Genomic DNA, 21,807 nt, shown 5'->3' on the forward strand with positions numbered 1-21,807 from the left:
ACAGGCCCGGTCTTCACGACAGGGCCTTCGATCATCAACTTTCCGGGCTCAGCAACTCGCTGCGGGTGGCCGAGACCTGCCCGTCGAGATCGATCGCCCGGCTGCAGAGGGTGACCGGAAGCTGCGCCGCCGTGATGACCTGAGACGACATCAATGCGCGTCGGTAACCAAAGGGATTGGTGCAGTCGACTGCGTCCGGCTTACCCAGCTTGAGCACGTAACGCCGCAAGTAGGGCTGGTCAGTCTGCCAGTTGATCCGTACATGGCCTGCTTGGTGACGATCGATGCTGTAGCGCACCTGCGGCGAGCCCTCGGCGAGCAGTTCCAGCGGCACGCTCAAGGCATTGGCCATTAACGCTGGCGAAGGCAGTTGGTCGGCCGACTGCACGCCGATCAGGCACAGGTGATACCTGCCGGGTTGGCTGCCGATCGGGTCGTCGATGTGGTTTTCACTGGACGCTAGGGTTGCGCTGTAGCCGACAGGATCCTCGCAGGCCAGCGCATCGCGCACGGTTTTGTAGCGGTAGTAAGGGGTATCGAGGCTGAAGCTCATGTTCCATGTCGCGGGGAGGGGCTGGCCCTGCGCGTCGCTGGCTACCCGCTTCAGCAGACGGATGGGCGGCTTCTGGACGAGTTGGAAGCCGGGCAGCAGGTCGCAGCCCTCTACGCTGAGGTCTACGTGTGCGTTGCGAAAGCATCCCATCACCCGTTGCACCGGAATCGCGAAGTTGTTCATGGGCGTACAGGCGCCACCGGGGGCGCAGGCCTGGCCGACCGCCGCACTGTTGAGCACGCTGACCACGCGGCCGTTGGCGCGTTCGATCACCGGGCTGCCTGAGGCGCCTTCGCTACGGGTGGGGCAGTCGTTGGTCTTGAGCTTGCGCCAGACCCAGGGGAAGTCGGTCACGCTGTCCACGTCAGTCTCTTTGCAATACGCCGCGCGCAAGCCGCTGTCTGGTCGGCTGGGCTCACCCACCATCACCACTTCGCTGCCCGCTGGGGCGCGTTTGCCGAGCGTCAACGGCTCGACCCCGGCGGCCATGACATCGGCCAGGCTGGCTTGCAGTTCCACCAGGGCCAGGTCACTGCCTTGCACGCTGCTCCACACTGTGCGCTTGAGGGGGAAGGCGGCGCGTGTATCGGGGGTGTCGATGAAGTAGTTGAATGTGATCGTACCTTGCGCCGGTGCGTCATGGACGATCTGGCCGTTACGGGTGCTCAGGCAGTGGCCGCTGGTCAGCACGTAGGCGGGGCCGTTGGTGGCAGATGTCTGCTCACGGCTGTCGATCAGGGTGGCGATGCATTGGGTGTAGGGCGGCACGCTCAGGCGACCGATGCCGGTCCAGTGGGCGTTTTCGCCGTTGGCATTGGTCAGCGGCGTGGGCACCGCCTGGGCGGCGATGGCGTTAAGGGTGGTCAGGGCCAGTACGCTGGCCAGGGCGTTGGTGGGGAGCATGGGCATGGGGCGGTTCTCTTCGTGGGGGGCGCCGTCACGCTGCCGTAACCGGACCCTGCGTTGTGGTGCTTATTGATGACGTCACCGCGCTGAGCAATATGTAGGCCTGCCCCGCGTTCTTGGCTGTATACGCTCCTTGGCCACCCTCAGCCTGGAGCCGCCCGCCCATGACCCCTTTGACCGATGACAAGCACGCCGTGGCGATTCAGTTCGCCAGCCGCCCGACCCTGCGCCAGGTCGCGGGGCGGCAGTTGATGCAGGTGCTGATTGAGCATCACCCGACGATTGCCGAGTACCGCCCGGAGCTGACATCTGCAGAGGTGCTGTACCTGATGATCCCCCAAGCGGATACCACCTGGCGCAACCAGCCGTTCGTCGACTACATCCTGCAAGCGCTGCTGGATCGACGCGTCCTCGATTTTTCCCGGGTGGCTGGTCTGGACTACCGCCTAAGCCTTGAGGTCCCGCGCCGGTTCTACGCCAACCCGGCCCCCTTCGAAGGTTCCGATGCCGACGTGGTCAGGCTCGAAGCGCTGACCGACGCGCTCAATGACCTGCTGGTACTGCTGCCCGAGCACTTCTGCCAGGCGCAGGTCGAGTACTGGCAAGGCACGGGCAGTGCCGGGGTCAGCCGCGACCGCTGGCTGCAACAGGCGATGAAGTCGGCCTGGTTGGCCAACCTGCCCCTGCAAGGCTTGGATGCCGAGCAACAGGGCTACGTCCATGGCCTGCTTCAAGGCGGCAAGCAATCGCCTAGCGTGAGTGTGCTCCAGGTGCAATTGAGCCAAGGCGCCGAGCGTTACCACACGCTGCTGCCGAACCTGCTGCTCATGGGCGAAAGCGATGCGCGCAAGGTGTTCCTCTGGTGCATGCCTTCCAGTGCCATCCGCGCGTTCGACTCGCTCGAAACCCTGGTCCTGTTCCTGCGCGATGCATTCGCTCAGGAGCAGGCGTTCGAGACGTTCGTGTGGAACCGCTACGAACTGGAGGGCGATGCGTTCGCCCAGCTGAGCACGTTGATGCTCGAGGCGTCGCTCGAGCGCGTGCGCCGTGTCCGCTACTCGCAACTGGCCGATGTCGACGCCCTGGAGCGCTGCTTCGCCGCGCTGTGCGACCCGTCGCGCCCCTTCATCGAGGGCTACCGCGTGAACGACCCGCAAGCCCGCGCGCTATTGCCGCCGCAGTTTCTGCACGCGGTGCCGGCCGACAGCTTCGCTTGCCAGTGCGCGCTGTTCGACCTGGCCCTGGCGCAGGCGCTGTCCGATGGTGTCGGCGCCCTGGATGGCGTGCTCGACCTACAGGCCTACGCGCGCCAGCAGTTGCGTACGCAGTTGCTGGCCGACCATCCCGACGACGCCAACTACTTCCCGGACGACCTGGAGTTGACCCTGACCATCGCCCGAGGCACACCCGGCGGTGCGGGCGCAGGCGTGGGTGGCGGCAGCGTGGCGCACCGGCGCATGAGCCTGACCGAATTCGCCATCGGCAACCTGAGTTCGCTGCAAGGCGCGCTGCTGAGCGCCGTCGAACACCGCAAGGGCCAGTTGATCATGGACTGGATGAACCCGGGCTACGTGCAGTCACTGGTCCAGCGGGTCGATATCGGCGGGCACTACCCGAACTACGTGGCGCAGTGCCTGGACGACCCTGCCCAGCGCGCGCAGCGGGTCGTGCGGTTCGGGCGCGAGTGGCGCTGCTCGCTGTTGTTCAGCGCCCTTTCGGCACGCCTGGCCAAGACCCTCAGCGAAGCGGCCCTGGGCTGCGTGGTCGACTACTGCCGCGGTGTCGTCGATCCGCAGTCGCCTGCGCAGATGCTGATGCCCTTGGCGTTCAAGCGCGAGCCCGATGCGACCTCCAGCGACAAGGCGGCGGGCATGTACGTGCTATTTTCCACCCAACCTGAATGTGTGCTGCTGTACCGGCCGCTGTACGGTAATGCCGCGCTCATCGAGTACGCCAGCCTTAGGGCGATGATGGCGGCGATCAGCCAGTCCGGTGCGCTGCAGGACAGCGTCCTCGACTGGCTCACCCCCGAGGCGCGTCTTGTCTATGGCCGCGGCGGTTTTCTCGAGCCGCACCTGCTGCGGCCGATCGTCGACACCTCGGTGTTGCCTTCGCGGGTCAAGCCTGCCACCTTCGAGGCGCAGTTCTGGCAGCGCGACGTCGATGCCAAGCTGTACCAGGCCAACCGCGATCTGCTGGTGGAACTGGCCGACCGGCAATCGGTTTCCAATCGGGAAAGCCGCTGGGCGATCCTCACCCAGGGCGCCTGGTTGCTGTTCGATGTGGTCAGCCTGTTGCTGCGCGGGCCTGTGGCCACTGTTGCCTGGCTGGCGCAGGGCATCACAGGGATGCAGAACGACCTGGCGGCGCTGCGTGGCGACAACGCGTTCGAGCGCTCCGCGGCCGTGGTGGACCTGCTGCTCAACGCGTCAATGGCGTTGATGCACCTGCGCCTGCCGGGGGCGTCGGCCGTCACGCAATCGATCATGCCTGCATCGGCCATCGAGCGCCTGCCGTTGCTGCAGCCAGCTCGCCGCGCACAGGCACTCAAGCCTTCGCAGGGCAAGGTCGGGTTAGCGGGGGCCCTGGGTGACGCGGCCACACGGCTGGACTTCTCGTGGCGCGGCGCCCAAGGGCTCAACGTGCTCACGGCCGAGCGGCGCAAGGCGCTGCAAGCCCTGCGTGTCGGGCAATCGCTTGACGGTTTGGAGGCGATTGGAAGCGGTGACCATCAAGGGCTGTATGCGCTCGAGGGACATCACTATTTGCCCTTGGATGGCGATGTGTACCGCGCTCGTGTCTCTGGCGAGGGGGTGCGCATCGTCGACCTTGCCGGGCAAGCGGGGCCTTGGGCGGTGTTCGTCGACGGCCAGTGGCGGATCGACCCGGCGCTGCGCCTGCGCGGCGGCATGCCGCGCAGTCGTCTGAAGGCGATGAAGGAGGAAAACCAGAGGTTGTTCGACAGTCTGCGTCATAGCGAGACGGTATTCGCGCAAACCAACAACCGACTGGGCAAGCTACTGGAGGACCACCGCGACCTACTGAACCAGAAGGACCGTCAGATTGCCGCATTGGAAGCCTTGCCCGCACTGGACGAGCTGAACCAGAACGTCCTCGACCTGACTCGGCGCTTGCGCAAGAAGATCAACGAGAAAGTCATCTACGAACTCAAGGCGGTGGTGGAGAACGGTATCGAGCATGACCGGCTCCTTGCTCGCCTGCACGACATGCGGATCGACGACACGGCGCTGCAAGCTTCGCTCGCGGAGCAGCGCAGTGGCGTGCGCCAGGCCCTCGTCGAGAATCTTTCGGTGTACTACAACGAGATGGCCTCGATGATCAATGAAGAGGGGCTGGATGATATCTCCAAGGATGTCGCCGTGCGCCCCGAGGGAGCGCTGGAGATACAGCACTACAAGACGTTCCTGGCCTCGCTGGAGAATGTCATCAAATGGGAGACCGACCTGGTCGACATCTCCCGAGTGCTGGACAAGGTGCTCGTGGATACCCTGAACGACACCTCGATCGTGTTCAAGAATGACAAGAACGAGGCGAGGATCAACAAGGACACCGAGCTCAAGCAGACTATCGAGCGCCGACGCCTGTCGGCCATCGACCTGGATTTCCGCCTGTTGCTCGACCTGGCCGAGGTCAGCCTCGACCGCTTGGTGGATGTCGAGGAGCGTACCTTGGAGCAGTACCTCGACTACCTGGCCAGCGAAGCCCTGAAGAGTGCGGGCAATGCCCACGGTGACCTGGCCGGGAGCGAGCTTTCGGTCAATGAGCGGATCGACGTTCTGACGGGCATCCTGGAGGCCTACGAAGAGGCCAGGGGGATGGCGGACTACCTGAGTAGCCTCGGTGGCCAGGCGATCCGGCAGGATCGTTTACAGCAGTACAAGCAGACCCTCGAAGGCCTCAAGAACTTGGCGGAAAAAGACCTGGCCGAGGCCGTCCGGGAAAAGGAACTCGAGCTGCCGCCGGTGAGACAGGCTTCCACCTACGCGCCACGCGGCGGCAGGCGCAAAGTAGTCAGGACCAGCCGCGGGCGCAGCGTCCTGGGTGAAGAGGTGGAGATCGACGGTATCGCGGTGATCCAGCAGCGGGACTTCCGCACCCAAAGCGTGATCAAGACTTTCCACAACCAGGGTGGGGAATGGGTCGAGCAAGCCTCGGGGAGCGGGGCTGACGACCTTCCGCCCGTTTCGCCCAAGGACCCGCGCATCGCGCGTCAGCGTGCCCATGCCTTGGTCGGCCAGGTGGACTCGGTAATCAACCTGGCCCGGCTGTACGTCAAGTCCGATGAAGCGCTCGGGCTTTCCGCGGTGATGGAGGGGCATATCGGCAAACTCAAGGAGGTGCAGGCCAAGTTGCCTAGGCTGACCCCTGAAGACGAGCTGTTCGACAACCTGAGCCAGGCGGTGACGCGTCTGCAGGCGACCCAGCGTGACCTGCTGACGGGCATGTACCTGGTCACCTCCCACCCCACGGCGAAGAGTTTGCGCTTTCTGTTCGAGCACAACGAAGTGACGGTTCACCGAGCCGGCCCACGGCGAATGCTGTCGGCCAAGGACTACCTGGACGTTTATGAGATTCGCCGCCGTCAGCGGGCGGGCGAGCAACAGGGCGAGGGCCTGTGGGAGGCGCATTTCCACTACCCTGCAACGACCACCGGCACACGGCAATTCAGCAAGGGCCATCTCAAGCTGTGGTCGCAGCGCAAGCTGGGGCGCAAGGCGCAACTGCATGCGGCGGCCAGCGGCAAGGACCTGCTGGCGATCTACCGGGGGGAAGTGCGACTGGGTGAGGTGGAGGGCGTTATTCCCTTCGACTGAGGCGCTCAGCGGTTCAGGTAGCGGCCTTGCTTGCCGTGCGCGGGCGTGGCCTGGTTGCCCCGTTCGGCGATCATCTGGTGCAGGCTGATCAGCTCGATGCCTTGGCTTTTCAGCCGGGGCAGTTGCTCCTCCAGGACCGCCAGGGTTTGTGGGTAGGGGTGGCCGATCAGCACCGCCGAGCCTTGCTTGCGCGCCTGGGCAATGCCCAACTGCAACTGTCCGCTGATCGCCTCTGTCGTGCGCACGTCATCGAGGAACACATCCCTCGAAACATGAGCCAGGCCGACGGTCTGCGCTTCGGCGGCTGCCACGGTGGCAGCGCTGGTGCGGCTGTCGACGAAGAACAGGTGGCGGCGCTGTAGTTCTTCCATAAGCCAGTGCATCGGCTTGCGCTGGGCAGTCATGCGGCTGCCCATGTGGTTGTTGATACCCGCGGCGAAGGGCACCTTTGCCAAGGCGGCGTTCAGGCGCCGGGCCAGCTCCTCGATCGGCGTGCCAGGGTGCCAGGCGTAGGGGCCGGTGGCCGGGTCCATGGGCATGTGCAGGATCACCGTGCGTCCGGCCTTGTGGGCCTGGCGGGCGAAGTCGGTGGCGTGCGGGGTGTCGGGCATTATCGCCATGGTCACCGGCCCAGGCAGGGCGAGGGTGCGGCTGTCACGCTCGCTGTTCTGGCCCAGGTCGTCGATGATGATGCTCAGGTAGGCCTTGCCCGGCGCCGCCTGGGCGGTACCGAGCATCAGGCAGATAAGCGTGAACAGCAGGTAACGCATTGGCAACGGTCAGTCGCCCTTGGTGATGTTCAGGCCCTTCAGCAGGCTGAGGGCCTGGCTGAGCTGGAAGTCGTTGTCCTGTGGGCGGTCCTTGCGCTTGCTGCTGCCGCTCGGACGGTCGGCGCCGCCGTTGCCGTTGCCCAAGTGACCCTGCAGATCGGCTTCCTTGAAGTTGTCGTTGTCGGCCTCGGCGGTAAGCTTGGCAGGACGCACCTCGATGTCCGGGACGATGCCCTGGGCCTGGATCGAGCGGCCGTTGGGGGTGAAGTAAAGCGCGGTGGTGAGCTTAAGCGCACGGTCGTTGGCCAGTGGTAGCACGGTCTGTACGGAGCCCTTGCCGAAGCTGTCGGTGCCCATCAGCACGGCGCGTTTCTGGTCCTGCAGGGCGCCAGCGACGATTTCCGAAGCCGAGGCGCTACCGCCGTTGATCAGCACCACCAGCGGCACGCCTTCGCTGGCGTCGGCCGGATCGGCAGAGTAGCGCAGCTCGGAATTGGCGATACGGCCCTTGGTGTAGACGATCAGGCCTTTGGTCAGGAAGTGGTCGGCCACTTCCACCGCCGACTGCAGCACGCCGCCGGGGTTGTTGCGCAGGTCGAGGACCACGCCGCGCAGCTTCTTGCCGTTGTCCTTGCGCAGCTTGGCCAGGGCCTTGCCTACCTCGTCGCCGGTCTTGACCTGGAACTGGGTGATGCGGATGTAGCCGTAGTCGTTTTCCAGCAGCTGGCTCTTGACGCTCTTGACCTGGATCACCGCGCGGGCCAGTGTCACGTCGAACGGCGTGCCGCCGTCGCGCACCAGGGTCAGGGTAATTTTCTCGCCGATCTTGCCGCGCATCTTGTCCACGGCCTCGGTCATGGTCTGGCCACGGGTTGGCGCGCCGTTGATCTTGACGATCAGGTCGCCGGCCTCGATGCCGGCGCGGGATGCCGGGGTGTCGTCAATGGGCGAGACCACCTTGACGAAGCCGTCTTCCATGCCCACTTCGATGCCCAGGCCGCCGAACTCGCCGCTGGTGCTTTCCTGCAGCTCCTGGAAGTCCTCGGGACCAAGGTAGGCCGAGTGCGGGTCGAGGTTGCTGAGCATACCCTTGATGGCGTTTTCCAGCAGGGTCTTGTCATCCACTGGCTCGACATAGGCTGCCTTGATACGGTCCATGACCTCGGCGAAGGTGCGCAGCTCGTCCAGCGGCAGCGGCGCCTTGGCGGTCACCTCGGTGGCCGGCACGGCGGCGGGCTTGGCCGTCGTCGGCTTGGCCGGCTCGGCGGCAACGGCCAGGGGCGCGCCGACGACCAGAGCGATGGTCAAGGCCAGCTGGGTGAGGCGAGGCGAGTGCAGCATGTCAAACGAACTCCTGATCCTGTTGGTGCTCCCGTTGGGAGCATCGGTGCCACCGTTTCGTGGGCGGCGCCGTAAAAGTAGCATTAACTAGCCTCGGCACCATTGCGCTGGGTCGGTTGGCCGGCCCTGCTGGCGAATCGCGAAGTACAAGCCCGCGTTGTCCTGGCCACCGCTGTCGCCTACGGTGGAGATGGCATCGCCGGCCTTGACGATGTCGCCAGCGCTCTTGAGCAGGCTCTGGTTGTGGCCGTACAGGCTCAGGTAGCCATTGCCATGGTCGAGAATGACCAGAAGTCCAGCGCCGCGCAACCAGTCGGCGAACACCACGCGCCCGCCGTGCACGGCGCGCACCTGGGTGCCGGCGCTGGCGCCGATCATCACCCCGTCCCACTTGGCCCGGGCATCGCCGCCGCGGGTATCGCCGAAGCGTGCCAGCAATCGACCATTGACTGGCCATGGAAGTTTTCCCCGGGCCGCAGAAAAAGCACCGCCGTAGCTGGCGCCATCGCTGGAAACCACTGGGCCGAGGGTGGTACGGGCCTTCTTCGGCGCTTCCTCGGGTTCCTGGGCGCTGGCCGCCGCGGCCAAGGCCTGCTGCTTGCGGCGTTTTTCTTCTTCCTGCTTGGCCAGCAGGGCGCGCTGGCGGGCTTCCTCGGCCTCGCGGGCCTGACGGGCGAGGGTTTCCTCGATGGTCTTGAGCACCTTGCCCAGGTCGGCCTGGTCCTGCTCGCGGCTCTGCAGCTTCTGGTCGCGTTCTTTCATGTCGCTGTTGAGCTTGGCCAGCACCTGCTGGCGCTTGTCGCGTTCGGCCACCAGCGCTTGACGGCGGCCGTCGAGGTCGGCGCGTTGGGTCAACAGCTGTTCCTGCTGGCGGACGATGTCTTGCTCGACATTGGCCAACTGGCGCAGGGTCTCGTTGAAGGCGCGCAACTGCTCCATGCGTGCCTTGCTGAGGTAATCGTAATAAGTGAGGGTGCGGGCGAACTTCTCGGGGTTCTGCTGGTTCAGCAGCAGCTTGAGGTATTCCTCGCGGCCATTGTTCTGATAAGCGGAACGGGCCTGGATGGCAATCAGGCGTTGCTGTTCAACGCGGGCGCTCTGGAGTTTTTTTTTCTCGTGATCAAGGCGCTCCAGCTCGCCCTCTGTCTTTTTTAGTTCTTGCTGCAGTGCCTCCACCTGTTTCTCGAGGTTGCCGATGTCGGTCTCGGTGGACTTGAGGTCTTTCTGCACGCCGGCTTTCTCCTCCTGGAGCTTGCCCAGCATCTTCTTCAGCTCGGCGATGTCCTGGCGGGTGGCGTCCAGCTGCTGCTGGGTCTGCGCGCGCTCGTCGGCGAAGGCCGGGGTGAGCAGGCATGACAGGGCGAGTAAAAAGAGGGCGCGGAGCATGGGGTTTGGCGTACCGGGGATGGAGACTGGCCTAGTATGCCCTTGCGGGCCTGCAAAAAAAACGCCCCGCGGCTTGGGCGGCGGGGCGTTGGTCTGGAATTAGGGTATTTCGGGGCCACAAAGCGGCCCCAGTAGAACCCTCAAGCATCGATCAGGATCGAGGTTCCGGTCATTTCCGCCGGCTTTTCCAGCCCCAGCAGCTTGAGCATGGTCGGCGCCACATCGGCCAGCACGCCGCCTTCGCGGACCTTGACCTGACGCTTGCCGACATAGATGAACGGCACCGGCTCGGTGGTGTGGGCGGTGTGCGCCTGGCCGGTGCATTCGTCTTCCATCTGCTCGACGTTGCCGTGGTCGGCGGTGATCAGCGCTTCGCCGCCGACCTTGTCCAGCGCCTCGACGATGCGACCGACGCAACCGTCCAGCGCTTCCACGGCCTTGACCGCCGCGTCGAATACGCCCGTGTGGCCGACCATGTCGCCGTTGGCGTAGTTGACCACGATCACGTCGTAACGCTGCTGCTCAATGGCCTCGACAATACGGTCGGTGACCTCGGGGGCGCTCATTTCTGGCTGCAGGTCATAGGTGGCGACCTTTGGCGATGGGATCAGGATGCGTTCTTCGCCTTCGAACGGCTCTTCGCGCCCGCCCGAGAAGAAGAAGGTGACATGGGCGTACTTCTCGGTCTCGGCAATGCGCAGTTGGGTCTTGCCGTTCTTGGCAAGGTATTCGCCGAGTACGTTGTTCAGGCTGGCCGGGGCAAACGCCGCTGGGGCCGGAATCTTCGCCGAGTACTGGGTCAGGCCGATGTAGGCCGCCAGTTTCGGCAGGCGGGCGCGAGGGAATTCGTTGAAATCGGCCTCGACGAACACACGCGACAGCTCGCGGGCACGGTCGGCGCGGAAGTTCATGAAGATCACCGCGTCGCCGTCCTCGACCTTCACGGCTTCGCCGACACGGGTGGCCTTGACGAACTCGTCGCTCTCGTCGCGGGCATAGGCGGCTTCGAGGCCGGCCAGGGCGGTGTCGGCGGTGTAGTCGGCGACGCTGTCGACGATCAGGTTGTAGGCGGCGCTCACGCGGTCCCAGCGGTTGTCGCGGTCCATGGCGTAGTAGCGGCCGATCAGGCTGGCGATGCGGCCCTTGCCCAGCTTGGCGAAGGTGGCGTCGAGCAGTTCGATGGACGACTGGGCGCTGCGCGGTGGGGTGTCGCGGCCATCGAGGAAGGCGTGCAGGTAGATCTTCTCGGCGCCACGCTGCGCGGCCAGCTCGGCCATGGCGACCAAGTGGTCTTGGTGGCTGTGCACGCCGCCGTCGGAGAGCAGGCCGAGGATATGCACGGCCTTGCCAGCACCGACGGCCTTGTCCACCGCGCCGCCGAGCACGGGATTCTCGAAGAACTCGCCGTCACGGATGGCCTTGGTCACCCGAGTGAAGTCCTGGTACACCACACGGCCGGCGCCAAGGTTCATGTGTCCGACTTCGGAGTTGCCCATCTGCCCGTCGGGCAGTCCCACGTCCATGCCGGAACCGGAGATCAGGCCATGCGGCTGGGTGGCGCGCAGGCGGTCGTAGACCGGCGTGTTGGCAGCGAAGATGGCGTTGTATTCGGGGCTTTCGCTGTGACCGAAGCCATCCAGGATGATCAGGACCAGGGGTTTAGGCGTACTCGTCATCAATCAAACTCACGGTTGTTCAAAGATGATAAAGACACGCATTTTAGGGCAAATCCGCCAGCGACGGCGAATATTCCTCCCCTTGCCCGACAGGCGCGGTCAGGCATGCAACATGAAGACGCGTTTGCCGCCAGCCCAGTGGGCTTTGGTGGTCATGGGGCGCTGTGTATACTGGCCGCCATTTTCAATCGCCTGGAACACCCCTGATGGTTGCTCACCTGATTCAATTCGCGACAGATCACTACATCCTGGTGGCCATTTTCGTCGTCCTGCTGGTCCTGCTGCTGATCAACGAAGTCCGCCGTGGCGGCCAGAGCCTGAGCAACGGCCAGCTGACCGCGCTGGTCAACGCCGACAAGGCCGTGGTGATCGATATCCGTACCGCCAAGGAATACTCGGCCGGGCATATCGTCGGTGCGCTGAACATTCCCCAGGACAAAGTGGCCGGCCGCATGAGCGAGCTGGAAAAACACAAAGAAAAGACCCTGATCGTCGTCGACGCGATGGGCCAGCAGTCCGGCACCCTGTGCCGCGAACTGCTCAAGGCTGGTTACACCGCCGCCAAGCTCAGCGGTGGCGTTTCCAGCTGGAAAGCCGATAACCTGCCCCTGGTGAAGTGATATGAAGCCCGTCATCGTCTATTCCAGCGACTACTGCCCCTACTGCATGCGCGCCAAGTACCTGCTCGAGAGCAAGGGCGTGGCGTTCGAGGAGATCAAGGTCGACGGCAAACCCCAGGTTCGCGCCGAAATGAGCCAGAAGGCCGGCCGCACCTCGGTGCCGCAGATCTGGATCGGCAGCACGCACGTCGGTGGATGCGATGACCTCTATGCCCTGGAGCGCGCGGGCAAGCTCGACGCGCTGCTGGCGGCCTGATTCGCACTGCATTCAAGAACATTAGGAAAAGGATCTGCCATGACCGAGCAACAGACCAACGGCGCCACTGACGCCAACGCCCCACAATTCTCCCTGCAGCGCATCTACGTGCGCGATCTGTCGTTCGAGGCGCCGAAAAGCCCGCAGATCTTCCGCCAGCAGTGGGAACCGAGCGTCTCGCTGGACCTGAACACCCGCCAGAAGGCCCTGGAAGGCGACTTCCACGAAGTCGTGCTGACCCTGTCGGTGACCGTCAAGAACGGCGACGAAGTGGCCTTCATCGCCGAAGTGCAGCAGGCCGGCATCTTCCTGATTGCCAACCTCGACGCCGCTTCGATGAGCCACACCCTTGGCGCGTTCTGCCCGAACATCCTGTTCCCGTACGCCCGTGAGACCCTGGACAGCCTGGTGACCCGTGGCTCGTTCCCGGCGCTGATGCTGTCGCCGGTCAACTTCGACGCCCTGTACGCGCAAGAGATGCAGCGCATGCAGGAAGCCGGCGAAGTGCCGACCGTGCAGTAATCGCTGAAACAAGAAAGGGCGACTTCGGTCGCCCTTTTTTGTTCGTCGGTGTGCCCCGCGAAAGACCTTTCAGGCAAACCCCTGCTGCCGCCACGCCTCGTACACCGTCACCGCCACGGTATTGGACAGGTTCAGGCTCCGGCACCCCGGCCGCATCGGCAGGCGCAGGCGCTGCTCGGGGGCCAGGCTGTCCAGTACCTCGGCCGGCAGGCCACGGCTTTCAGGCCCGAACAGGAACGCATCGCCAGGTTGGTACTCGACCTCATGGAACGGGTGCGAACCCTTGGTGGTAAAGGCGAACAGCCGCGGCTGATTCAGGCTTTCCAGGCATTCGGCCAGGCTTTGGTGACGCTTGAGCGTGGCATACTCGTGGTAGTCCAGCCCGGCCCTGCGCAGGCGCTTGTCATCCAGTTCGAAGCCGATCGGCTCGATCAGGTGTAGGTCGCAGCCGCTATTGGCGCACAGGCGGATGATGTTGCCGGTATTCGGCGGAATTTCTGGTTGAAAAAGGATGACGTGAAACATGCACGGCTCCAAGCATGAGGATAACGAGCATTCTACCCCCGAACCCGACCCGCGTTCGAAGGCCTTCCCGCGGGTGATCCTGTCGCTGGCGATTGTCGGGCTGATGGTGGGCATGATGATCGGACGCCTGACCACCCCGGAGGAACGGGTGCTCGAGCAGGTGCAGGTGGTGCAGGATGGCCTGGACCTGTGGTTCAACGAAGAGCCCAGGCTGCATGGCGAGAACGTCCAGGGCACCGTGGCCATCGTGTTCGAGGCTCAGGGCAAGACCCAGCGTGGTCAGCTGAGCCTGCAGGGCAAGCCGGTGGGCTGGCGCCTGCAGAAGAGCGAAGAGGGGCTGGTGCTGACTGTGGTGGCCGCCCGCCCCCTGCGCGGTGAGTGGGCCGCAATAGAGGAGGCGGGGCGCTGGCGGGTGCAGGTGAGGCTGCATGAATAAAAGAGGGGATTTCCCGGCCTGCCTGTACCGAGGTCCCCAAAACTGGAGGTAATTGGTACATAGCAGGGAGCGTGCCAGGTCTTGTGCGCCCAGAAATACGGTGTTCCGGCCATTTTTTGAGGGCTTGCGAGGGCGAATCTGCCTTTTGCTGGTGCGCGCAGCACAGCAACGGTGCAAATGGGGCCTGATAATTTTGCCAGTTTCGGACACTGCCAGCCTCGGTTAGCTTTCGGCTCATGATTCCCGGCTCGATAGGAGTGACTGTTCATGAGCCAGTACTTGCCGATGACAGATCACCAGCGATCACCTTTCAGAGGACGCAATTTCTCCAGGGCGTATACGCCATATGGTGCTACTGCGGCTGCAGGAGGCCCAATTCTCGGTTTCTGTGGGCAGCCCTGCGAGAGGCCCATTGGTATCTACCCTCTGGGCAACGGCTACCGTTGTTATTCCCCAACCGCGTTGCGCTTCCTGTCTCCGGATCGATTGAGTCCTTTTGATGAGGGAGGGATCAATGCCTATGGCTACTGCGCGGGTGATCCAGTCAACAAATGGGACCTCAGTGGCGGGGTATGGGAGCCGATATTTGGTGGCATCATGGGTATTATCGGCACGGTGGAGACAGCAAGTAGCCTGGCCACAAATATCAAACTCAGAAAGAATATAAAAACGCAGAAAGCTACTTCCAATGACCCTGCCGTGCTGAATACTGTAGAGCCCACCAGAACACGTATTCTGGAAGAGAAGATAGCAACAGGCTTGGCACTGGGCGCCACGGCAAGTGCTGGGGCTACTTTGGCTGGTGTGGCAGTGGCCGCACCCGTTGGAGTTGTTCTTGCCGGAGGATCCTTTGGCGCGTGGGCCCTGGATAAGGTGGCAGCTCGTCGTGAAGAGAAGAGACGTGAAAACCCACTAGATTTTCTGGGGCGCTCGGCAGGGACTCGCGAGAACCAGATCATTGCCGCGTTCAAGGTGGTCAGAAAGGCGATCAATGACGACATAGGGTCGATTGAATCTGCACCCAATGAGGTTTTGGCGGCTGCCAATGAGTTGAGAGAACTGGTCTGACTTACCGTCTAAGTTGATGTTGTGCGGCGCACGTGAGGACCACAAATGGCCCTCACTGGCCTGTACTCTCTTGATGGTTAGTGATCTTCACCTTCATCGTCATCCGAACCATCTACTTTCATCCCCAACTCCTTGATCTTTCGCGTCAAGGTATTGCGCCCCCACCCCAGCAACAGCGCTGCATCACGACGACGTCCGGCCGTATGCTTGAGCGCGGTCTCGATCATGATCCGCTCGAAGCTCGGCACGGCGCTGTCGAGCAAACTTGACTGGCCACGGGCCAGGGCCTGGTCGGCCCACTGGCGCAAGGCCTGTTCCCAGTTGGTCACGGGCGCTGCGTCCTGGGGCAGGTTGAGCAGCTCCGGCGGCAGGTCGCCGACCAGCACTTCGCGGCTGGAGGCCATCACCGTGATCCAACGACAGGTGTTCTCCAACTGGCGCACGTTGCCCGGCCAGGGCAGGTTGCGGATGAATTCCTCGGTCTCCGGCTTGAGCAGCTTGGGTTCCACCGCCAGCTCCTGGGCGGCGCGACCTAGGAAATGGCGGGCCAGGGCCGGGATGTCCTCGCGCCGGTCCGCCAGGCGCGGTATATGGATGCGGATCACGTTGAGGCGGTGGAACAGGTCTTCACGGAACTTGCCGGCCTGCACCAGCGACTCGAGGTTCTGGTGGGTGGCGGCAATGATGCGCACATCCACCTTTACCGGCACATGGCCGCCGACCCGGTAGAACTCGCCATCGGCCAGCACCCGCAGCAGGCGGGTCTGGGTGTCGGCGGGCATGTCACCGATCTCGTCGAGGAACAGCGTGCCGCCGTCGGCCTGCTCGAAACGCCCACGACGCAGGTTGGCGGCGCCGGTAAAGGCGCCTTTCTCATGGCCGAACAGCTCGGACTCCATCAGGTCCTTGGGGATCGCCGCCATGTTCAGGGCGATGAACGGCGACGCCGCACGCGGGCTGTGACGGTGCAGGGCGTGGGCTACCAGCTCTTTACCTGTGCCGGACTCACCGTTGATCAGCACGGTGATGTTGGAGTGGCTGAGGCGACCGATGGCGCGGAACACCTCCTGCATCGCCGGCGCCTCGCCGATGATCTCGGGCGTGCGGGTCAGTGCCTGGGGCACTTCCAGGGCCTGCTGTTCCTGTGCATGCTGGTTGGCGCGCTTGACCAGTGACACCGCCTCGTCGACATCGAACGGCTTGGGCAGGTATTCGAAGGCGCCGCCTTGGTAAGAGGCCACCGCGCTGTCCAGGTCGGAGTGGGCGGTCATGATGATCACCGGCAGCCCTGGGTGCTGTTCGCGGATCTGGGCGAGCAGGTCAAGGCCGCTGGCGCCGGGCATGCGGATGTCCGAGATGATCACATCCGGTTGCTGGCGGGCCAGGCGGCCCATGACGCCGTCGGCGCTGTCGAAGCTCTGGGTGGTCATGCCTTCCTGCTGCAGGGCCTTTTCCAGGACCCAGCGGATGGAACGATCATCATCGACGATCCAGACGGTTTCACTTCGGCTCATGGGCGGTGGCTCCTTGTTCCAGGGGCAGGTAGATCGAGAAGGTGGTGTGGCCGGGGTGGCTCTCGCATTCGATCAGGCCCTGGTGCTGGCTGATGATGTTCTGGGTGATGGCCAGGCCCAGCCCGGTACCGTCCGGGCGGCCGCTGACCATGGGATAGAAGAGGGTGTCCTGCAGTTCCGTGGGGATGCCGGGGCCGTTGTCGACGATCTCGATCCGGGCGACCAGGCGGTGGCGCACATGGCCGATGGTGAACTGGCGCACGGCGCGGCTGCGCAAGGTGATGCGGCCCAGGCGCAGCTCGTTCTGCCCGCCGATGGCCTGCATGGCGTTGCGCACGATGTTGAGCACGGCCTGGATCATCTGCTCGCGGTCGATCAGTACGTCCGGCAGGCTAGGGTCGTAGTCGCGCACCAAGGTGATGCAGCCCTGGCTCTCGGCCTCGACCAGGCTGCACACGCGCTCGAGCACTTCGTGGATGTTGGTCATGGCCAGCGACGGCAGCTTGTTCGAGCCAAGCATGCGGTCGACCAGGTTACGCAGGCGGTCGGCTTCCTCGATGATCACGTTGGTGTAGTCGCGCAGGCTTTCTTCCGGCAGTTCACGGGCCAGCAACTGGGCCGCGCCACGGATGCCGCCGAGAGGGTTCTTGATCTCGTGGGCCAGGCCGCGCACCAGCATCTTGGTGGTCTCCTGCTTGCTCAGCTGGGCCTCTTCCTTGGTGATGCGCAACAGGCGATCGCGTGGGTGCACCTCCAGCAACAGCAGGGTCTGGCCCAGGTGCAGGATGGGCGTGACGGCATAGTCGACGGTGATGGTCTGTCCGGTCAGCGAGGTCAGCTGCGCTTCACGCTTGGTGAACGGGTGCGCCTGCTCCACCGCCTGGCGCAACGAATTGAGCGCCTCGGTCGATTCGGTGAACAGCTCGCTAATGAACTGCCCGTGGCTGCGCTGGCCGCTGACGGCCAGAAGCATCTCCGCCGCCGGGTTCATGTACTCCAGGCGCAGTTCAGAATTGAGCAACAGCGTGGCCGTGGTCAGGTTGTCCAGAAGCAGACGGTGCTGTGCATCGCTGATGGTCATAAGGCGTCGTTGACCTCTTTTGGCACAGTGGCGCCCAAGGGCTCAGGCCTGGGGCGCGCACGGAAGAGTGCTGGATGCAGTGAAAATGCAAGAACCAAACCAAGGCTCCGAAAAGAAGCGGAAATTCCGGATAAAGACTCGGAAATGCGCGAATTCGAGCCAGAAAGCCTTGGTTTATCGATTCTTGTGACCCAAATTGGGGTACATGATGGGGCGGCTTGCGCAATCATGCACCAATATGGAGCATAGGGCGGTCAGCGCAATTTGCACAGCTGGGCGCTGGCGCGAACCAGGGCGAGGTGGCGCGTGGTGTCCTGGGCGCGTTGCTGCAGGGCGTCGGCCAAGTGGTTGGCGCAATTGGCCGGCGGGGTCTGGTCAAAGCGGGCGAGGGCGCTCAGCAGCTGTTCCTGCAGCAGATCCAGTTCCGGGCGCACGTCGTTGGCCAGGTCGCGGCGTGGCAGGGCTGGCGCTTGACGGGCGCGATGCCAGGTGTCGAGCAGGTGGTACTGCAGGAGCTTGTTGGCTTCGATCTGGTCGGCAAAAAAGGCCTCGACGCGTGCCGGATCCAGGTGGTGAGCGACGGCGGCCTGCCGCGCACTGGCCAATACCTGCTGCTCGCGGGCGCTGGCCTGCACCGGTTGTTGGTGATCCCACTTGTGCAGGGCGACCGCTTCGGCCAGGTCCAGGCGCCGGTCAATGGTGGCAAGCAGCTGATCCAGGGTTGGCGTGACACTCGGTGAGGTGGCACAGCCGGATAGGGCGAAGCAGCAGGTCAGGGCGAGGGTGGTGGCACGCATGGCGATCTCCTTGGGAATGAAGCCTCGAGTGTCGCCTTTGGCTGTGTGGCGGCTAATAGGTGTTGTCCGATTATGAGGGTATGAAAAAGAAACGGCCTCCCGAGGGAGGCCGTCCTGATGTCATCGACGCGGGGCGCCGATCATATCAGCAGCTGTAGTACAGCTCGTATTCCAGCGGGTGCACGAAGGTGCGGACCTTGATCTCTTCTTCGCTCTTCAGCTCGATGAAGGCATCGATGAAGTCGTCGGAGAACACGCCGCCCTTGGTCAGGAACGCACGGCCCTTGTCCAGCTCTTCCAGGGCTTCCTTCAGGCTGCCGCACACTTGCGGGATGTCTTTCGCCTCTTCAGGCGGCAGGTCGTACAGGTTCTTGTCGGCGGCATCGCCTGGGTGGATCTTGTTCTGGATGCCGTCCAGGCCTGCCATCAGCAGGGCCGCGAAGGCCAGGTATGGGTTGGCCGACGGGTCCGGGAAGCGTGCTTCGATACGGCGGGCTTTCGGGCTACCGACGTACGGAATACGGATCGAGGCGGAACGGTTGCGAGCCGAGTAGGCCAGCATTACCGGGGCTTCAAAACCTGGGACCAGACGCTTGTAGGAGTTGGTCGAAGGGTTGGTGAAGCCGTTCAGGGCCTTGCCGTGCTTGATGATGCCGCCGATGAAGTACAGGGCGGTATCGGACAGGCCGGCATAGCCTTCGCCGGAGAAGGTGTTCTTGCCGTCTTTCCAGATCGACATGTGCACGTGCATGCCCGAGCCGTTGTCGCCGTACAGAGGCTTGGGCATGAAGGTGGCGGTACGGCCATAAGCGTCGGCAACATTGTGCACGACATACTTCAGGGCCTGCACTTCATCCGCTTTCTTGACCAGGGTGTTGAACTTGACGCCGATCTCGTTCTGGCCGGCGGTCGCCACTTCGTGGTGGTGAACTTCGACGGTCTGGCCCATTTCTTCCAGGGCATTGCACATAGCAGTACGGATTTCGTGGTCGTGGTCGAACGGCGGAACCGGGAAGTAGCCGCCTTTCACGCCCGGACGGTGGCCTTTGTTGCCGCCTTCGACGTCAGCGCCGGTCATCCACGAGCCTTGCTCGGAGAAGATCTTGAACATCGAACCGGAGATGTCCGACTGGAACTTCACTTCGTCGAAGATGAAGAACTCAGGCTCTGGGCCAGCGAACACGGTGTCACCGATGCCGGTGCTCTTCAGGTACTCTTCGGCGCGCTTGGCGATGCCGCGCGGATCGCGATCGTAGCCCTGCATGCTCGACGGATCGACGATATCGCAGGTGATGATCAGGGTCGGCTCTTCGGTGAACGGGTCCAGCACGGCGGTTTCGTCGACCGGCATCAGGATCATGTCGGAGGCTTCGATGCCTTTCCAGCCAGCGATGGAGGAACCGTCGAACATCTTGCCGACTTCGAAGAAGTCTTCGTCCAGGCCATCGCGCGCCGGCATGGTCACGTGATGCTGAATGCCCTTGGTGTCCGTGAAACGCAGATCAATCCACTTGACGTCATGATCTTTGATGAGTTGAACCGACTTCGACATGTTGTCCTCCGGATGGTCTAGGGCGCAGTTGGCCGCTGCCCTGGAAAAAGGGTGTCGCTGGGCGCGGATAGTCGGCCAAGCGTACCTGCCTCACAAGGGAGCAAATTGCATGCCAGTGCCCAAAAATGGCGAGAGTGGGATGAAAGGGGGCGTTGGCGGGCATTTCTTGGAGGGGTGGAGTGTAGCTTTGCACTCATAAGATGCGTTTTTGGGTGTAGGTGCACCATTGTGGTGCTTTCGTGCTGGCGTGGGCCTCATCGCGGGGCAAGCCCGCTCGCACGCAGCAGGCCGACGAGGGGTGGCGCGGCCAACATAAATCGCACCTTCTGTACAAAAGTTGCTCAAACCTTGAGCGATTTCCGCTATAATTCGCGCCCCCTATTTTCGGCAGGCCCTGTGCGCGCTGTTAAACCAATGAAACTTATCGTCAAAGTCTTCCCAGAGATCACCATCAAGAGCCGGCCGGTGCGCAAGCGCTTCATCCGTCAGCTCAGCAAGAACATCCGCAACGTGCTCAAGGATCTCGATCCTGAGCTCGCGGTCGATGGTGTCTGGGACAATCTCGAAGTGGTCACCCGCATCGAGGACGAAAAGATCCAGCGCGAAATGATCGAGCGCCTGCGCTGCACCCCGGGCATCACTCACTTCCTGCAGGTGCAGGAGTACCCACTGGGCGACTTTGACGACATCGTCGAGAAGTGCAAGCAGCACTTCGGTCACTTGCTCGCCGGCAAGTACTTCGCCGTGCGCTGCAAGCGCGGCGGCCACCACGACTTCACCTCGATGGATGTCGACCGCTATGTCGGCAGCCAACTGCGCCAGCAATGCGGCGCTGCCGGCATCGAGCTGAAGAAGCCCGAAGTGCTGGTGCGCATCGAGATCCGCGATCAGCGCCTGTACGTGATCCACAATCAGCACAACGGCATCGGTGGTTATCCGCTGGGCGCCCTGGAGCAGACCCTGGTGCTGATGTCCGGTGGCTTCGACTCCACCGTGGCGGCCTACCAGATGATGCGTCGCGGCCTGATGACGCACTTCTGCTTCTTCAACCTCGGTGGCCGCGCCCACGAACTGGGCGTGATGGAAGTGGCCCACTTCCTGTGGAAGAAGTACGGCAGCAGCCAGCGCGTGCTGTTCATCAGCGTGCCGTTCGAGGAAGTGGTCGGCGAAATCCTCAACAAGGTCGACAACAGCTACATGGGTGTCACGCTCAAGCGCATGATGCTGCGCGCGGCCGCCCGCATGGCCGACCGCCTGCAGATTGATGCCCTGGTCACCGGCGAGGCGATTTCCCAGGTCTCCAGCCAGACGTTGCCGAACCTGTCGATTATCGATTCGGCCACCGACAAGCTGGTGCTGCGCCCGCTGTTGGCCAGCCATAAGCAGGACATCATCGACCAGGCCACCGAAATCGGCACCGCCGACTTCGCCAAGCACATGCCCGAGTACTGTGGCGTGATCTCGGTAAACCCGACCACCCATGCCAAGCGTCACCGCATGGAGCACGAAGAGAAGCAGTTCGAGATGGAAGTACTGGAGCGTGCCCTGGAGCGCGCCAAGTTCATTTCCATCGACCACGTGATCGATGAACTGGGCAAGGACATCGAAGTCGAGGAAGTGGCCGAGGCGCTGCCCGGTCAGATCGTCATCGACATTCGTCACCCTGATGCCCAGGAAGACGAACCCCTGGCGCTGGACGGTATCGAAGTCCAGGCCATGCCGTTCTACGCGATCAACAGCAAGTTCAAGCACCTGGACCCCACGCGCCAGTACCTGCTGTATTGCGACAAGGGTGTGATGAGCCGTCTGCACGCACACCACCTGCTCAGTGAGGGACATGCCAATGTGCGTGTTTATCGTCCGACATAAGACGCCAGGGCTGTATGGCGGCAGCATCCGCCATCGCCCTCCCGACCGCCGGGCCCGCTGAGCCTTAAACAGTACATATTGGCCGCCTACACTGGCGGCA

Annotated in this window: 17 protein-coding genes; 7 read left to right on the forward strand and 10 right to left on the reverse strand. The window is 63.3% G+C overall.

Annotation, left to right across the window (positions count from 1 at the left end):
- Positions 1-34: 34 nt before the first annotated feature.
- Positions 35-1,462, reverse strand: coding sequence for a trypsin-like serine peptidase (locus tag K5H97_RS02145; RefSeq protein ID WP_028688417.1), 1,428 nt, complete (start codon positions 1,460-1,462; stop codon positions 35-37).
- Positions 1,463-1,623: 161 nt separating this feature from the next.
- On the opposite strand from K5H97_RS02145, the gene K5H97_RS02150 reads away from it, so the two are divergent.
- Positions 1,624-6,294, forward strand: coding sequence for a dermonecrotic toxin domain-containing protein (locus tag K5H97_RS02150; protein ID WP_028688416.1), 4,671 nt, complete (start codon positions 1,624-1,626; stop codon positions 6,292-6,294).
- Between the two features lie 5 nt (positions 6,295-6,299).
- Here K5H97_RS02150 and K5H97_RS02155 read toward each other — a convergent pair whose 3' ends face one another.
- The 4 genes from K5H97_RS02155 to gpmI all read right to left on the reverse strand — a co-directional run bounded on the left by K5H97_RS02155 (position 6,300) and on the right by gpmI (position 11,467).
- Positions 6,300-7,064, reverse strand: coding sequence for a divergent polysaccharide deacetylase family protein (locus tag K5H97_RS02155; RefSeq protein WP_028688415.1), 765 nt, complete (start codon positions 7,062-7,064; stop codon positions 6,300-6,302).
- A 9-nt stretch (positions 7,065-7,073) separates the two neighbouring features.
- Entirely contained in the window at positions 7,074-8,405 is a 1,332-nt protein-coding gene (locus K5H97_RS02160) for a S41 family peptidase (RefSeq protein WP_028688414.1), read from the reverse strand.
- Positions 8,406-8,492: 87 nt separating this feature from the next.
- Positions 8,493-9,791 carry a murein hydrolase activator EnvC family protein gene (locus tag K5H97_RS02165; protein WP_028688413.1) on the reverse strand — a complete coding sequence of 433 codons (1,299 nt, stop codon included), beginning with the start codon at positions 9,789-9,791 and terminating at the stop codon, positions 8,493-8,495.
- 140 nt (positions 9,792-9,931) lie between these two features.
- A complete protein-coding gene (gene gpmI / locus K5H97_RS02170; protein WP_028688412.1) occupies positions 9,932-11,467 on the reverse strand; it encodes a 2,3-bisphosphoglycerate-independent phosphoglycerate mutase in 1,536 nt (511 codons plus the stop codon).
- A gap of 206 nt (positions 11,468-11,673) precedes the next feature.
- Between gpmI and K5H97_RS02175 the strand changes: the two genes are divergently transcribed.
- The 3 genes from K5H97_RS02175 to secB are packed head-to-tail and all read left to right on the forward strand — an operon-like array spanning position 11,674 to position 12,865.
- Complete coding sequence (locus K5H97_RS02175; protein WP_028688411.1) at positions 11,674-12,087, forward strand: rhodanese-like domain-containing protein; 414 nt, start codon at positions 11,674-11,676, stop codon at positions 12,085-12,087.
- A 1-nt stretch (position 12,088) separates the two neighbouring features.
- Entirely contained in the window at positions 12,089-12,343 is a 255-nt protein-coding gene (grxC, locus tag K5H97_RS02180; protein WP_003249204.1) for a glutaredoxin 3, read from the forward strand.
- Positions 12,344-12,382: 39 nt separating this feature from the next.
- Positions 12,383-12,865: a protein-export chaperone SecB gene (gene secB, locus K5H97_RS02185; protein ID WP_011531802.1), complete on the forward strand. Its 483-nt coding sequence runs from the start codon at positions 12,383-12,385 to the stop codon at positions 12,863-12,865.
- Positions 12,866-12,934: 69 nt separating this feature from the next.
- Here the strand turns inward: secB and trmL are convergent, their stop codons facing one another.
- Entirely contained in the window at positions 12,935-13,390 is a 456-nt protein-coding gene (gene trmL / locus K5H97_RS02190) for a tRNA (uridine(34)/cytosine(34)/5-carboxymethylaminomethyluridine(34)-2'-O)-methyltransferase TrmL (protein ID WP_028688410.1), read from the reverse strand.
- Between trmL and K5H97_RS02195 the strand changes: the two genes are divergently transcribed.
- A complete protein-coding gene (locus tag K5H97_RS02195) occupies positions 13,389-13,826 on the forward strand; it encodes a hypothetical protein (RefSeq protein ID WP_028688409.1) in 438 nt (145 codons plus the stop codon). The two genes, trmL and K5H97_RS02195, sit on opposite strands and share 2 nt — an antisense overlap.
- 267 nt (positions 13,827-14,093) lie before the next feature.
- On the forward strand, positions 14,094-14,894 hold the full coding sequence (locus tag K5H97_RS02200; protein WP_081791505.1) for an RHS repeat-associated core domain-containing protein: 801 nt from the start codon (positions 14,094-14,096) through the stop codon (positions 14,892-14,894).
- A gap of 77 nt (positions 14,895-14,971) precedes the next feature.
- Here the strand turns inward: K5H97_RS02200 and ntrC are convergent, their stop codons facing one another.
- The 4 genes from ntrC to glnA form a co-directional block, all read right to left on the reverse strand.
- Positions 14,972-16,408 carry a nitrogen regulation protein NR(I) gene (ntrC, locus tag K5H97_RS02205; RefSeq protein ID WP_028688408.1) on the reverse strand — a complete coding sequence of 479 codons (1,437 nt, stop codon included), beginning with the start codon at positions 16,406-16,408 and terminating at the stop codon, positions 14,972-14,974.
- Complete coding sequence (gene glnL, locus K5H97_RS02210) at positions 16,395-17,489, reverse strand: nitrogen regulation protein NR(II) (RefSeq protein ID WP_028688407.1); 1,095 nt, start codon at positions 17,487-17,489, stop codon at positions 16,395-16,397. The genes ntrC and glnL overlap by 14 nt, the downstream gene beginning before the upstream one ends.
- A 254-nt stretch (positions 17,490-17,743) precedes the next feature.
- Positions 17,744-18,286 (reverse strand): chorismate mutase, encoded by a 543-nt coding sequence (locus tag K5H97_RS02215; protein ID WP_028688406.1) that lies wholly within the window; start codon positions 18,284-18,286, stop codon positions 17,744-17,746.
- Between the two features lie 145 nt (positions 18,287-18,431).
- Positions 18,432-19,838 carry a type I glutamate--ammonia ligase gene (glnA, locus tag K5H97_RS02220; RefSeq protein ID WP_028688405.1) on the reverse strand — a complete coding sequence of 469 codons (1,407 nt, stop codon included), beginning with the start codon at positions 19,836-19,838 and terminating at the stop codon, positions 18,432-18,434.
- 414 nt (positions 19,839-20,252) lie between these two features.
- On the opposite strand from glnA, the gene thiI reads away from it, so the two are divergent.
- Complete coding sequence (gene thiI / locus K5H97_RS02225; RefSeq protein WP_028688404.1) at positions 20,253-21,707, forward strand: tRNA uracil 4-sulfurtransferase ThiI; 1,455 nt, start codon at positions 20,253-20,255, stop codon at positions 21,705-21,707.
- Positions 21,708-21,807: the final 100 nt, after the last annotated feature.

The sequence above is a fragment of the Pseudomonas mosselii genome, assembly GCF_019823065.1.
In the GTDB taxonomy this organism is placed as follows: domain Bacteria; phylum Pseudomonadota; class Gammaproteobacteria; order Pseudomonadales; family Pseudomonadaceae; genus Aquipseudomonas; species Aquipseudomonas mosselii.